The sequence below is a fragment of the Streptomyces violaceoruber genome (assembly GCF_033406955.1).
GTDB lineage: Bacteria > Actinomycetota > Actinomycetes > Streptomycetales > Streptomycetaceae > Streptomyces > Streptomyces violaceoruber.
The window spans coordinates 7,185,530-7,198,409 of sequence record NZ_CP137734.1 but is presented as its reverse complement, the minus strand read 5'-3'; the positions used below and the strand labels follow the sequence as shown (position 1 = coordinate 7,198,409).

General features: G+C 72.1%; 16 protein-coding genes. 7 read left to right on the top strand and 9 right to left on the bottom strand.

The features are described 5' to 3' along the window. The first annotated feature begins 186 nt into the window (after positions 1-186). Complete coding sequence (locus tag R2E43_RS32335) at positions 187-909, top strand: lysophospholipid acyltransferase family protein (protein WP_003977603.1); 723 nt, start codon at positions 187-189, stop codon at positions 907-909. Positions 910-993: 84 nt separating this feature from the next. Next, on the top strand, positions 994-2,019 hold the full coding sequence (locus R2E43_RS32330; RefSeq protein ID WP_003977602.1) for an NAD-dependent epimerase/dehydratase family protein: 1,026 nt from the start codon (positions 994-996) through the stop codon (positions 2,017-2,019). Positions 2,020-2,088: 69 nt separating this feature from the next. On the opposite strand, the gene R2E43_RS32325 is transcribed toward R2E43_RS32330, so the two are convergent. The 8 genes from R2E43_RS32325 to R2E43_RS32290 form a co-directional block, all read right to left on the bottom strand. Next, a complete protein-coding gene (locus R2E43_RS32325; RefSeq protein ID WP_332056793.1) occupies positions 2,089-3,714 on the bottom strand; it encodes an alpha/beta hydrolase in 1,626 nt (541 codons plus the stop codon). Between the two features lie 153 nt (positions 3,715-3,867). After that, positions 3,868-4,632, bottom strand: a complete 765-nt coding sequence (locus R2E43_RS32320; RefSeq protein WP_011027661.1) for an urease accessory protein UreD — start codon at positions 4,630-4,632, stop codon at positions 3,868-3,870. Further along, entirely contained in the window at positions 4,629-5,306 is a 678-nt protein-coding gene (ureG, locus tag R2E43_RS32315; RefSeq protein WP_003977599.1) for an urease accessory protein UreG, read from the bottom strand. Before ureG ends, R2E43_RS32320 begins: the two co-directional genes overlap by 4 nt. A gap of 165 nt (positions 5,307-5,471) precedes the next feature. Continuing rightward, a complete protein-coding gene (locus R2E43_RS32310; protein WP_011027662.1) occupies positions 5,472-6,146 on the bottom strand; it encodes an urease accessory protein UreF in 675 nt (224 codons plus the stop codon). 8 nt (positions 6,147-6,154) lie between these two features. Continuing rightward, positions 6,155-7,876, bottom strand: coding sequence for an urease subunit alpha (locus R2E43_RS32305; protein WP_136208566.1), 1,722 nt, complete (start codon positions 7,874-7,876; stop codon positions 6,155-6,157). Then, the gene (locus R2E43_RS32300) at positions 7,869-8,180 is read right to left on the bottom strand and encodes an urease subunit beta (RefSeq protein WP_003977596.1); all 312 of its coding nucleotides are present in this window, start codon (positions 8,178-8,180) and stop codon (positions 7,869-7,871) included. Before R2E43_RS32300 ends, R2E43_RS32305 begins: the two co-directional genes overlap by 8 nt. 13 nt (positions 8,181-8,193) lie before the next feature. Beyond that, positions 8,194-8,496 (bottom strand): urease subunit gamma, encoded by a 303-nt coding sequence (locus R2E43_RS32295; RefSeq protein ID WP_003977595.1) that lies wholly within the window; start codon positions 8,494-8,496, stop codon positions 8,194-8,196. Between the two features lie 224 nt (positions 8,497-8,720). After that, positions 8,721-9,005 (bottom strand): type II toxin-antitoxin system Phd/YefM family antitoxin, encoded by a 285-nt coding sequence (locus tag R2E43_RS32290; RefSeq protein ID WP_003977594.1) that lies wholly within the window; start codon positions 9,003-9,005, stop codon positions 8,721-8,723. A gap of 111 nt (positions 9,006-9,116) precedes the next feature. Here R2E43_RS32290 and R2E43_RS32285 point away from each other — a divergent pair, with 111 nt between their 5' ends. The 3 genes from R2E43_RS32285 (at position 9,117) to R2E43_RS32275 (ending at position 11,059) form a co-directional block, all read left to right on the top strand. After that, positions 9,117-9,752 carry an ATP-dependent Clp protease proteolytic subunit gene (locus tag R2E43_RS32285; RefSeq protein WP_003977593.1) on the top strand — a complete coding sequence of 212 codons (636 nt, stop codon included), beginning with the start codon at positions 9,117-9,119 and terminating at the stop codon, positions 9,750-9,752. Positions 9,753-9,759: 7 nt separating this feature from the next. Further along, complete coding sequence (locus tag R2E43_RS32280; protein ID WP_003977592.1) at positions 9,760-10,068, top strand: hypothetical protein; 309 nt, start codon at positions 9,760-9,762, stop codon at positions 10,066-10,068. A 517-nt stretch (positions 10,069-10,585) separates the two neighbouring features. After that, positions 10,586-11,059 carry a C40 family peptidase gene (locus R2E43_RS32275; protein ID WP_003977591.1) on the top strand — a complete coding sequence of 158 codons (474 nt, stop codon included), beginning with the start codon at positions 10,586-10,588 and terminating at the stop codon, positions 11,057-11,059. Here the strand turns inward: R2E43_RS32275 and R2E43_RS32270 are convergent. Continuing rightward, positions 11,030-11,542 carry an ATP-binding protein gene (locus R2E43_RS32270; protein ID WP_011027663.1) on the bottom strand — a complete coding sequence of 171 codons (513 nt, stop codon included), beginning with the start codon at positions 11,540-11,542 and terminating at the stop codon, positions 11,030-11,032. The genes R2E43_RS32275 and R2E43_RS32270 overlap by 30 nt on opposite strands. Before the next feature lie 215 nt (positions 11,543-11,757). Here R2E43_RS32270 and R2E43_RS32265 point away from each other — a divergent pair, with 215 nt between their 5' ends. Continuing rightward, positions 11,758-12,618, top strand: coding sequence for a helix-turn-helix domain-containing protein (locus R2E43_RS32265; RefSeq protein WP_003977589.1), 861 nt, complete (start codon positions 11,758-11,760; stop codon positions 12,616-12,618). A gap of 21 nt (positions 12,619-12,639) precedes the next feature. Next, positions 12,640-12,870 carry a DUF397 domain-containing protein gene (locus R2E43_RS32260; protein WP_210984227.1) on the top strand — a complete coding sequence of 77 codons (231 nt, stop codon included), beginning with the start codon at positions 12,640-12,642 and terminating at the stop codon, positions 12,868-12,870. Positions 12,871-12,880 lie beyond the last annotated feature (10 nt).

Sequence of the window (12,880 nt, the reverse complement as noted above, 5' to 3'; positions counted from 1 at the left end):
GGGCCGTGCGCCGCCCGGGCTTCGCGCCTCCACTACGGGACAGCACAGAGGACGGGCGGTGCCGCGTCAATCGAGTTGGCCGAAGAGCGGCCGAACCGGTCCCGGCCGGATTCGGCGAGCTCGGGCTACGATCGATCAGCGGCCGCGGACGACCGGCCGGGAGCCCGGAGAACTGGGAGACACACCGTGTTCTACTACGTGCTCAAGTACGTGCTGCTGGGCCCGCTGCTGAGGGTCGTCTTCCGCCCCCGGATCGAGGGGCTCGACCATGTGCCGGGATCGGGGGCGGCCATCGTCGCGGGCAACCACCTCTCCTTCTCGGACCACTTCCTCATGCCCGCGGTGCTCAGGCGCCGCATCACCTTCCTGGCCAAGGCGGAGTACTTCACCGGGCCGGGCCTCAAGGGCAGACTGACCGCGTTCTTCTTCCGCAGCGCGGGGCAGATCCCGGTGGACCGCTCGGGCAAGGAGGCGGGGCAGGCCGCGATCCGCGAGGGGCTCGGCGTGCTGGGCCGGGGCGAGTTGCTCGGCATCTATCCGGAGGGCACCCGCTCGCACGACGGCCGGCTGTACAAGGGCAAGGTCGGCGTGGCGGTGATGGCGCTCAGGGCCGGGGTGCCGGTCGTGCCCTGCGCGATGATCGGCACCTTCGAGGCGCAGCCGCCGGGCCGGAAGATCCCGAAGCTGCACCCGGTGGTCATCCGCTTCGGCGAACCCCTCGACTTCTCCCGCTACGCGGGCATGGAGGGCGAGAAGGCCGTACTGCGCGCCGTCACCGACGAGATCGTCTACGCGATCCTCTCCCTCTCCGGTCAGGAGTACGTCGACCGGTACGCGGCGGACGTGAAGGCCGAGGAGGCCGAGCGGGCGGCGCAGGGCCGCAGGTTCCCCCGGCTGCCGCACCGCTAGGCCCCGGCTGCCGCACCGCCAGGCGCCGTCTGCCGTCGGCAGAAGGACGTGCCCGGCGGGCGTCCGGGCGCCTACCGTCGCCGTATGACACATGCGGTGGTGCTCGGGGCGACGGGACAGATCGGGCGGGCGGCGGTCGACGCGCTGGCCCGGGACGGCTGGGAGGTGACGGCCGTCTCGCGGGGCGGCGACCGGGACGCGCGGTGGCCGAAGGACGTACGGGTGGTCCGGGCCGACCGGGAGGACGACGCGGCACTGTCGGCTGCGGTGGGCGAGGGCTGCGACGTCCTGGTGGACATGGTGGCCTACGGGGAGCGGGAGGCACGGCAGTTGGTCTCGCTGGCCGGGCGGGTCGGCTCGGCGGTGGTGATCTCCAGCGTCTCGGTCTACGAGGACGACAGCGGCCGCAACTTCGACACGCAGGCCGAGCCCGACGGCTTCCCCGCGTACCCGGTGCCGATCACGGAGGCGCAGCGCACCGTCCGCCCGGGGGACGGCTCGTACAGCACGGGCAAGGCGGCGCTGGAGCGGGAACTCCTCGCGGCGGGCGACCGGTTGCCGGTGACGCTGCTGCGGGCGGGTGCGATCCACGGCCCGTACTGCCGGACTCCGCGCGAGCTGTACTTCGTCAAGCGCAACCTCGACGGCAGGCGCAGGCGCGTGCTCGCCCACGGCGGAGCGAGCCGCTTCCACCCGGCGAGCGTGCGCAACATCGCCGAGCTGATCCGGCTGGCCGCTCCGCGACCGGGCACGCGGGTCCTGAACGCGGTGGATCCGGACGCCCCGACGGTGGCGGAGATCGCGGCGGCGATCGACGCGGTGATGGGCGTCCGGACGCAGGACGTGCTGTTGGACGGCCCGCCGGTGGACGGCGTCGGGGACACCCCGTGGACGGTGCCCGCGCCGGTGGTGTGCGACATGAGCGCGGCCCGGGAGCAACTGGGCTATCGCCCGGTGGTCCGGTACGCCGACGCCCTGCCGGAGACGGTGGCCTTCATCGAGGAGCGGCTGGCCGGGCGGGACTGGCGGGAGGCCTACCCGAAGATGTTCAAGGCGTACGGCGACCTCTTCGACTACGCGGCGGAGGACGCCTGGGCCGAGGGACGGTAGCGACAGGTGGGGGGAGGGGGCGGCCGGTCGGACCGGTCGCCCCCTCCCCCCGCTTGGCCTGAGCCCGGGTTACGGCCTGGGCGTGGCGTGCGGCGCGCAGGTCACGTCGCGGGCGTCCGTCCTGCCGGTGAGCAGGTAGGTGTCGACCCGGTCGTTGACGCACGGGTTGACCAGGCCGGTGACGCCGTGGGAGCCGGCGTCCCGCTCGGTGATCAGGCGGGAGCCCCTGAACCGCTGGTGCAGTTCGACGGCGCCCTCGTACGGGGTGGCGGCGTCCCGCTCGGACTGGACGATCAGCACCGGCGGGAGTCCCTTGCCGGTCTTCACGTTCAGCGGGGTCTGCTGCTTGACCGGCCAGGTGGCGCAGGGCAGGTTCATCCAGGCGTTGGCCCAGGTCATGAACGGGTGGTCGCGGTGGAGCCGGGTGTTGTCCCGGTCCCAGGTGCGCCAGTTGGCGGGCCACTTGGCGTCGGTGCACTCGACGGCCGTGTAGACGGCGTTGCCGTTCTCCGCGGAGGCGTTGCCCGCGGTGTCGGACAGGTCGGGTGCGGCGGCGTCGACGAGCGCCTGGGTGTCACCGGCGACGTACTTGCTGAAGATCTCCGCGGTCGGCGCCCAGGCGGAGTCGTAGTACGGGGCGCTCTGGAAGAAGGAGATCAGCTCGGCCGGTCCGACGACGCCGCCCAGCGGCTCCTTCGCGGCGGTGGCGCGCAGCTTCAGCCACTGGTCCTGGACCTCGGCGCGGGTGTCGCCGAGGTGGTAGGCGGCGTCGTTCGCGGCGACCCAGTCCTGCCAGTCCTTCCAGCGGCCCTCGAAGGCGACGTCCTGGTCCAGGTTGGCCTGGTACCAGATCTTGTCGCGGGACGGGTTGACGACGCTGTCGACGACCATGCGGCGGACGTGGTCCGGGAAGAGGGTGCCGTAGACGGCGCCGAGGTAGGTGCCGTAGGAGACGCCGAGGTAGTTGAGCTTCCGCTCGCCGAGGGCGGCGCGGATGACGTCGAGGTCGCGCGCGGTGTTCGGCGTGGTCATGTGCGGGAGCATCTCGCCGCTGCGCTCGAAACAGCCCTCGGCGTACTCGCGGGCCAGCTTGCGCTGGGCGCGCTTGTCGGCCTCGGAGCCGGGCACGGGGTCGGCCTTGGGTGCCTTGACGAACTCCTGCGGGTCGACGCAGGAGATGGGCGCGGAGTGGCCGACGCCGCGCGGGTCGAAGCCGACGAAGTCGTAGGCCTTGGCCGTGTTGGCCCAGACCGCGCTCTTGTTCGTGACGCGGGCCGGGAAACGCAGGCCGGAGCCGCCGGGACCGCCGGGGTTGTAGATCAGGGCGCCCTGGCGCTCGCTCCTGGTTCCGGTGTTGCCGATGCGGTCGACGGCGAGCCTGATCTGCTTGCCGTACGGCTTGGCGTAGTCCATCGGCACCGTGACGTAGCCGCACTGGATGGGCTTGGGCAGGTTCCAGTCGGCTGCGCAGTCCTCCCAGTCGATGCCCGCCCGGGCGGCGCGGGCGGCGGCGATGGCGGCACCGCGCGCCTCCCGGTCCCAGCTCCGCCCGTGCCCGTGGCCGTGCCCGTGGCCGTCGGCCGGGGTGGCGCTCGCGGCGGGTGCCGAGACGGCGCCGGCGATCAGCGTGGCGGTGACCAGTGCTCCGGCCGTGCCGAAGGCGGTCGCCCTCCGCCGTATGCTGCTCTTCCTCAAGTGGCCCTCCCCGTACGTGTTCGCGACAAGTACGGGGATCCTCGCCGCTGTGGGTTTCCTGAGAACAGGGCCAGTGCTACTTCTTTGCCAATCCGATAAACGGAGAAGGGCGTTCGTTCGGCGGGGCCGTCGGACGGTCCCGCCGACGGGGACTCAGTCCAGCGAGGCCAGCGCCCCGTCCAGCAGCCGTCGCAGCCGGAGCGCGTCCGGCGCCACGGCGGTCACCAACGCCGCGGGTCCCGCGAGCGGCATGACGGCCGCGCCCTCCTCGAACACGCGCGCCGCCGGTGGCTCGGTGGCGAAGCCGGGCCGGACGACGACCAGCTGGCCGACCGCACGGTGTCCCGCCAGCCCGGCCGGTCCGTCCCAGCCGCCCGGCGCACCGGGCCCGCACAGCAACTCCTGGTCGAGGACGCCCCGCCCGTCGATCCGCAGGGTGAGACGGCTGGTCAGGCGCCCCGGTTCCTCCCCGGCCCGCCCGAGCACCTGCTCCTCGCGCAGCAGCAGCCGCGCCCCCGCGGCGAGGTCGACGGACGTGGTGACGGTGAGATCGCTGCCGCCGGCGGAGATCAACTGCTCCGGTAGCCAGTACAGTTCCGCGTCGTCGTCGACGGTGAGCCGGACGTCGTAGCGGGCCCCGGCCTTGTCCTGCCCCGGCAGGGCGAGGGTGGCGGCGGCCGAGCCGACCCGCAGCCGGGCGCCGTTCGCGGCGTGGGCCCCGACCTCGAAGTGGTCGCCGCCGAGCGGCCCGCTCATCGCGCCGACCAGCATCACCCGGGCCTCGGCCCCGCTCCCCCGGGTCCGCCGCACGGCGAGGGGCCCCTCGCCCTCCAGGACGGGCAGCACGGTGCCCCCGCGCCCGTCACCTCGGGCGAGGACGCGGGCGCTCGCCCGGACACCGCCGGCGACGGTGGTCACGCGGTCCACGCGGCGATCCGCTCCCGCACCCAGTCGGCAACCTCCCGCACCCCGTCCTCGCCGCGCAGCGACTGCAGGACGACGGGCAGTTCACCGCGCGCCGCCTTGGCGTCGGCGGCCATGCGCGCGAGGTCGGAGCCCACGTACGGCGCGAGATCGGTCTTGTTGACGATGAGCAGGTCGGCGGTGGCGACTCCGGGCCCGCCCTTGCGCGGGATGTCGTCGCCGCCCGCCACGTCGATCACGAACACCTGCGCGTCGACGAGGCCCCTGGAGAAGGTGGCGGTGAGATTGTCCCCACCGGACTCCACCAGGACCAGATCGAGCGGGCCGACCTCGTCCTCCAGGTCCTCGACGGCCTCCAGGTTGGCGGAGATGTCGTCCCGGATCGCGGTGTGCGGGCAGGCGCCGGTCTCCACGGCGGTGATCCGCTCGGGCGGCAGCACCGCCTCGCGGAGCAGGAACTCGGCGTCCTCCCGGGTGTAGATGTCGTTGGTCACCACGGCGAGGGACAACTCCGCCCGCAGCGCGCGGCACAGGGCGGCGACGGTGGCGGTCTTCCCGGATCCGACAGGCCCACCGAGCCCGATCCGCAGCGCCCGCCGCGACCCGTCGGGCCGACGCGCGTCGGCGGAGACGGCGGCGGCGGATTCGTGGTGATGGTCGAGATGCATGAACGGCTCCTGTCAAAGTCGGGATCGGCCATGTCAGCCCGTCCGGCGCTTGGGGACGAGGCCGTTCAGACCGAAAGGGGCTCCAGGGAGCGAAGCCCCCGGCGGGGTGGAAGGGGCAGAGCCCCTGGGGTCGGGAACGGGACGGGTCGGCGGGGGCGAACCCGCCTACGAGGCGAACAACCGCACGGGCCAGGCGGCATGCGCCTCCGCCCCGATCTCCAGCAACGGCGCCGACCGCGCGGGCAGCACACCGACCCCGTCGGTCGGCACGCGCTCCGCCACCTCCACGGCGTCCACGGCGATCCGGTCGAGCTCGCCCGCGAGCCGCGCCAGCACCCCCGTCGCGTCGAACGGATCGAGACCGAGCAGCCGCACGACCGCCGTCGCGGGTCCGCTCACCCCCTCGTAGAGGGAGCAGTACGCCGCGTCGAGCGCCCCGAGTCCGGCCGCGCGCGCGGCGAGGCCCAGTACGACGGGCTGATGCGCTCCCTTGGGGAACAGCGAGGCCAGGGCGTCGAGTTCGGGACTCGGCCAGGTCGCGCGAGCGGCCCGCGTCAGCTGCCGCCCCAGTCTGCGCGCCGCCACCCGCAGGGCGGGCGACGGGGTGCGGGCGTCGGCGGCCCGGTCGAGTTCCCCGGGGTCGGCACCGAGGGCCGAGGCCGCCGCGACGCACGCCGCGACGACCCCGCTCGTGTGCAGACGCCCCCGGCAGAACGCCTCCAGGCTCGCGGCGTCGGTGATGCGTCCCGCCCGGACGGCGGCCTCCGCCCCGCCGGAGTGGGCGTGCCCTCCGGCGGGGAAGCGGCCGTCCGCGAGGACGAGCAGTGCTGCGCGGCTCATCTCCGCGCTCAGAAGAGGAAGTACCGCTGGGCCAGCGGCAGTTCGGCGACGGGAGCGGGTTCGACGAGTTCGCCGTCGATGGTCACCGCGAAGGAGTCCGGGGCGACCTCCACGCGGGGCAGCGCGTCGTTCTGCCGCATGTCGGCCTTGGTCCGGCCGCGTGTGGACCGGATGGGCACGAACGCCCGCCCGAGTCCGAGCCGTTCCGGAAGCCCGTCCTCGACGGCCTGCTCGGAGACGAAGTTGACCGAGTTGGTGGCGGGAGCGGTTCCCAGCGCCCCGTACATCGGGCGCGGCAGCACCGGCTGCGGCGTGGGAATGGAGGCGTTGGCGTCGCCCATCTGCGCGTACGCGATCTGGCCGCCCTTGATGACGAGCTGCGGCTTCGCGCCGAAGAAGCGGGGGTCCCAGAGCACCAGGTCGGCGAGCTTGCCGGTCTCGACGGAGCCGACCTCGTGCTCGATGCCCTGGGCGACCGCGGGGTTGATGGTGTACTTGGCGACATAGCGACGGGCACGGAGGTTGTCCGCGCGGGTGTCGCCGGGCAGGAAGCCGCGCCGGCGCTTCATCACGTGCGCGGTCTGCCAGGTCCGCAGGATCACCTCGCCGATGCGCCCCATGGCCTGGGCGTCCGACGACATGATGGAGATCGCCCCCATGTCGTGCAGGATGTCCTCGGCCGCGATGGTGCTGGGCCGGATCCGGGACTCGGCGAAGGCCAGGTCCTCGGGGACGGCCGGGTTGAGGTGGTGGCACACCATCAGCATGTCGAGGTGTTCCTCGACGGTGTTGACGGTGTGCGGCCGGGTGGGGTTGGTGGACGCCGGCAGCATGTTGGGCAGCGATACCGCCGTGATCATGTCAGGTGCGTGGCCGCCGCCGGCGCCCTCGACGTGGAAGGCGTGCAGGGTGCGGCCCGCGACCGCGTCGAAGGTGTCGCCGACGAAGCCGGCCTCGTTCAGGGTGTCGGAGTGGACGGCCAGCTGGACGCCGGACTCCTCGCACACGTCCAGGCAGGCGGAGATGACGGCGGGGGTCGCGCCCCAGTCCTCGTGGATCTTGAAGCCGAGGACGCCGGCCCGCAGCTGGTCGCGCATGGACTCCTTCGACATGGTGCTGCCCTTGCCGAGGAAGCCGATGTTGACGGGGCTGGACTCCAGGGCGGCGAACATCCACGCGAGATGCCAGGCGCCGGGCGTGACGGTGGTCGCCTTGCTGCCCTCGGCCGGGCCGGTGCCGCCGCCGATGAGAGTGGTCACGCCGGATGCCAGGGCCTCGTCGACGGCGCCCGGCGCGATGAAGTGGACGTGGGTGTCGATTCCGCCCGCGGTGACGATCTTGCCGTTGCCCGCGACGATCTCCGTCTCGGGGCCGATGACGAGGTCGGGGTGGACACCGTCCATGGTGTCCGGGTTCCCGGCCTTGCCGATGCCGGTGATCCGTCCGTCGCGGATGCCGATGTCGGCCTTGACGATCCCCCAGTGATCGATGATCAGGGCTCCGGTGATCACGGTGTCGGGAGCACCCTGGGCACGGGTGGTGCGCCCCTGCCCCATGGACTCGCGCAGCACCTTGCCGCCGCCGAAGACGGCTTCGTCGCCGGAGCGGCCCGGACCGCCGGAGCGGTCCTCCTCGATCTCGACGAAGAGGTCGGTGTCGGCGAGGCGGACGCGGTCGCCGGTGGTCGGGCCGAACAGGTCGGCGTAGGCGGTGCGGGACAGTTCAGGCATCGAGGGCACCTCCGGTCGCGCCGCGCAGTCCGACGACGACACGGGCGCCCGCGAGGGGGATCAGCCGCACGTCGACGGGGATGCCGGGCTCGAACCGGACGGCGGTGCCGGCGGCGATGTCCAACCGCCTGCCGTGCGCCGCGGCGCGGTCGAACTCGAGACCGGGGTTGGCCTCGGCGAAGTGGTAGTGGGAACCGACCTGGACGGGCCGGTCGGCGGTGTTGAGCACGGTCAGGCGGACGGCTTCGCGGCCTTCGTTGAAGGCGACCGGCTCGTCGGCGAAGAGGATCTCTCCGGGGATCACGACTGTCTCCCCGTCAGATGATCGGCTCGTGGACGGTGACCAGCTTGGTGCCGTCGGGGAAGGTGGCTTCGACCTGCACGTCGTGGATCATCTCGGGGATGCCCTCCATGACCTCGTCGCGCTGGATCAGCTTGCGTCCGGAGGACATGAGTTCGCCGACGCTGCGCCCGTCCCGGGCACCTTCGAGGATGTGCGCGGTGATCAGCGCGACGACCTCGGGATGATTGAGCTTGACACCTCGTGCGCGGCGCTTCTCCGCCACGTCCGCAGCCACATGGATGAGCAGTCTCTCCTGCTCGTGCGGGGTCAGTTGCATTTACCACCTCACAGGGCATCACGCCAGGACCGGACGGTCCGGCTGCCGCGGCCACCGCGACGGCTCTAGGTGTAACACACACGATCGGGCCGGAAATCACCTACCGGTCCGTGGAAAACCGCAGGTGGATCGGGGTGCAGACTAGGGCTAGAGTGTGACGGCCACGTCACCCGGTTTTGACCGATTGATTACCGATGCAGTCGGCGGCTTCCGGCATGCCCGTACTAGGACGGGTCCGGCCCCCGGTGCTCCGCGGCGATGCCGAAGCGGTGATGCTCGCGGGGTGCCGAGGCGGCGGACGCGTCGTGGACCCCGGCGACCGAGGCGATCACCTGGGCGTCCGGTGATTCGCGGAGCTCCTCCAGCCGCGCGAGGTCGGCGGCGGAGACGAGGGCGACGAGAGGCTTGCCGTGCCGCGTCACGACGACGCGCTCGCCGCCGTACACCACCCGGTTGATCAGGTCGGCCAGCTCGGCCCTGGCTTGCGTCACCGGAATCTCGTAGGCCATGACCCCAGCTTACGGTTCCGCCCGAATCCCCCCTCAGCGTACGTACGTCCTGTACATTTTTTACAGAGACAGCGCAGCCGAAGTCGGTTCTGCCACGAGGAGGGGTTCGTCATGACCCGGCCGTCAGCCCGCCATGTCCTGCCGGAGTTCACCGAGCGCACGAGTGCGGGGACCCGGACGTCGGACCCGTACTCCAAGCTGCTCCAGGAGCGGATCGTGTTCCTCGGGACACCGGTCGACGAGACCTCCGCGAACGACGTGACGGCGCAGCTCATGTATCTGGAGCACCAGGCACCGGACCGGGACATCGAGCTGTACGTCAACTCGCCCGGCGGCTCCTTCACCGCCATGACCGCGATCTACGACACGATGCGCTACGTCGCCTGCGACGTGGCCACCACCTGCCTCGGGCAGGCCGGTCCGTCCGCCGCCGTGCTGCTGGCGGCGGGCACCCCCGGCAAGCGCGCCGCCCTGCCGGGCGCCCGGGTGGTGCTCCACCAGCCGGCGCTCACCGAACCGGTGCGTGGACAGGCGGGCGACCTGGCCGTCCACGCCGCGGAACTGGTCCGTGTCCGCGCCCGCCTGGAGGAGATCCTCGTACGGCACACCGGCCGCACTCCCGGGCAGGTGGCCGCGGACCTCGAGCGGGACACGGTCCTGGACGCCCGGCAGGCACGGGAGTACGGGCTGGTGGACCGGATCGTGCCCGGCCGCAGGACCCCGCCCGCCTCGTCCGGCGCCAGGTGATCCGCCCGTGCTGCCACCCGAGTTGCCCCCGCTGCCCGCGCTGACGCGCGCCGAGGCCGAGGTCGTCGACCGCTATCTGGACGTCGTCGACCTGCTCGGACGCATCAACCCCGGGCGGGACGGCGACACCTACCGCGGGCTGCGGGCCGCCCAGGCACTGGTCGGCAAGGCGGCGGCCCTGCGCGACGCGCTGACGCTGATGCACCACCGGGGCGAGACGGAGGTGCACGCCGCCACCCTGGCCCGGGCGCTGCGCGTGCTCGACGGTGAGCGGCGGACGGCGCGGGTCGGACTCCCGCCCCCTTCCGAGAGCTGAGAAACCTCGGGCCGAAACGGACCAAACGACGTACCCCCTTTCGGCGTAGGAACACCCCCGATTCGCGACCGGTCGAAGTTGCGGCAGCCGTCCGCTCCACCGGCGCGGCACACCACTGCGCCGCTGGTCCCGGGGCCGTCACCGCCTGCGGCGGCGCTTCGAACAGGAGGGCGTCGACCCGAACGGGTGAGTGGCACGTAACAACACAAAGGGCACGTTCCGTTGGGAATTCCCCTTGGGGCGGGACAAGATCCGTGACTGACGACAAGCCCTCGCCGCCGCGGCGGGGCGGTCCGGGCGGACGCCGAGTCCTGCCGCCGTCCGGACGACCGGTCGCAAGGGAAGTGGATCGGCAGGAGTGGAGGACCCGAGCACGACGGGTCGCCGGCACGGCCGCCTCCGCGAGAGGCACCGGGACCGGCGGTCCTTGGGGTGAAGCCGCACACCGCGGCCGGGCAACTTCGCCAGCCCGAATCCGACAGGTCATCCTTCACAGGCGGCTGACGAAGGGTTGCGCATGTCCGCGCTCAATCGTGTCCCGTCGCTGATGGCCCGTGCCGGTACGGCCTCGGCTCTCACCCTCGCCGCCGTGGGCGGCTCCGTCGTGGTCCCGGGCGCCGCCGCCGAGGCGGCCGCGGCGAGTCATGCGACGAAAGCCCTCAAGATCGCGGCCTCCAAGAAGGGCGCCCCGTACCGCTGGGGAGCCACCGGTCCCCACCGGTTCGACTGCTCCGGCCTGACGCTGTACTCGTTCAAGAAGGCCGGCAAGAAGCTGCCCCGCACCGCGGCCCAGCAGTACAACAAGACCAGCCGTGTCTCCGTGAGGCACCGCAAGGCCGGTGACCTCGTGTTCTTCCACTCCGGCAGTAGCGTCTACCACGTCGGCATCTACGCCGGGAAGGGCCGGATCTGGCACGCGCCGAAGACCGGCGCCGTGGTGCGCCTGGAGAAGATCTGGACCTCAAGCGTCTGGTACGGCCGGGTCAAGTAGCCCGCCCGCGGGGGTGACGGCGTTCTGTCCCGCCGTCACCCCCGCGGGCGCGGCCGGTCCGGGCGGGGGCGTCCAGGGCAGTTCGATGGAGACGGTCTTGCCGCCCTCGCGGGTGGGCCGGACTCTCAGCTTGCCGCCGCACTCGGCGGTCAGCCAGCGAATGATCACCATCCCCCGGCCGTTGTCCTGCTGGACGGCGGCGGGCAGGCGCTTGGGGAAGCGCGGGTGGCTGTCGGTGACGCCGAGGCGCAGCCGCTCGTCGCGGTCGAGGACGAGGTCCACCGTGAAGGTGGGCGACTGCCCGAACGTGTGCTGGACCGCGTTGGTCGCCAGTTCGGAGACGATGAGCCGCACCGTGTCCGTCAGGTCGGCGTCGCCCGGCAGGCCCCACTCCGCCAGGGCGCCGACCACGTAGGTCCGCGCGGCGGCCACCGAGGCGGGATCGCTCGGCAGAGTGACGGATGCTTCCAGATGGTCTGCCATGGCGACGCCGTCCCTTTCTCACGGGACCGCGGCCCGACACGGAGCGGATGGTTCGAGTACGGTCCCGGACTGGTGCTTCGCCGCCAGACTGCCATCACCGGACCTGTGAAGGGCGGCGATCCACCAAGATATGCATATATCTGTCGCTCGAAGCGGTGAACTCTGCGACGGCCGAGCGTATTTGGGCGACTCATAGGGAGTAAGGGAGTTGTCCCATGCAGCACGGTCCCGTGGTGCGCCGCCGGAAGCTGGGCGCGGAACTGCGCGCCCTGCGCACGTCGGCGGGCATCACCAGCGGCGAGGCGGCCCGGCTGGTGGGCTGGCACCAGTCGAAGGTCAGCCGGATCGAGACCGGGACGAGCGGGGCGAAACCGGCCGACGTGCGGTTACTGCTGGACGCCTACGGCGTGACCGACGAGCAGCTGCGGGGGCTGCTGGTGATGCTGGCGCACTCCGAGGACGCGGGGGGACGCAACCACTGGTGGCACGCGTACCGCGGAGTGCTGCCGCCGACCTACCGCGACTTCATCAGCCTGGAGTCGCAGGCCGCCGCGATGCGCACACTGGAGACCACGGTGGTGCCCGGCCTGCTCCAGACGCCCGAGTACGCCCGCGCGGTGACGCGCGCCGCCGTGGACGGGATGCCGGCGGAACGGCTGGACACGCTGGTGGAGGTCCGGCTGGCCCGCCAGGACGTACTGCGGGGCGAGCCGCCGCTGGAGCTGAGCGCGGTCCTGGACGAGGCGGTGCTGCGCCGGGTGGTGGGCGGACCCGGGGTGATGTCCCGTCAACTGACCAGACTGGTCGAGGCGGCGCAGCTCCCGCACGTCCGGATCCAGGTCCTGCCGTTCGCCGCCGGGGCGCACATCGGTGTCACCGGCCCTTTCGTAATCTTCTCATTTTCGAGCACTTCTGATCTGGACGTGGTGGTTCTCGACCACTTGACGAGTAGCTTGCACCTCGAACGGAAAGAAGACCTAGAGGCCTATACCGAGGCCTTCAACGCCCTTCTGATCCATGCCCTTTCGCCCGAGGACTCGTTGGACTTCATCGCCGCGACCGCGGCAGGCGCGTAAGGAGGCACCATGTCAGGCTCCATGTCCGAACTTCCCCGGAACATCCCTGTCAGCACCGATGTGCCCGGTGTCCGGTGGCTGCGCAGCAGCTACAGCACCGGAGCGAACAACTGTGTGGAGACGGCCCGTCCGCCGGCCGGCCCCGGCGCCGGACTGCTGGCCGTGCGCGACTCCAAGAACCCGGCCGGACCCGCCCTGCTCTTCTCCCCCGGGAGCTGGACGGCGTTCACCGCCCGCCTCGACCGCGGCTGACCGCGCCGGA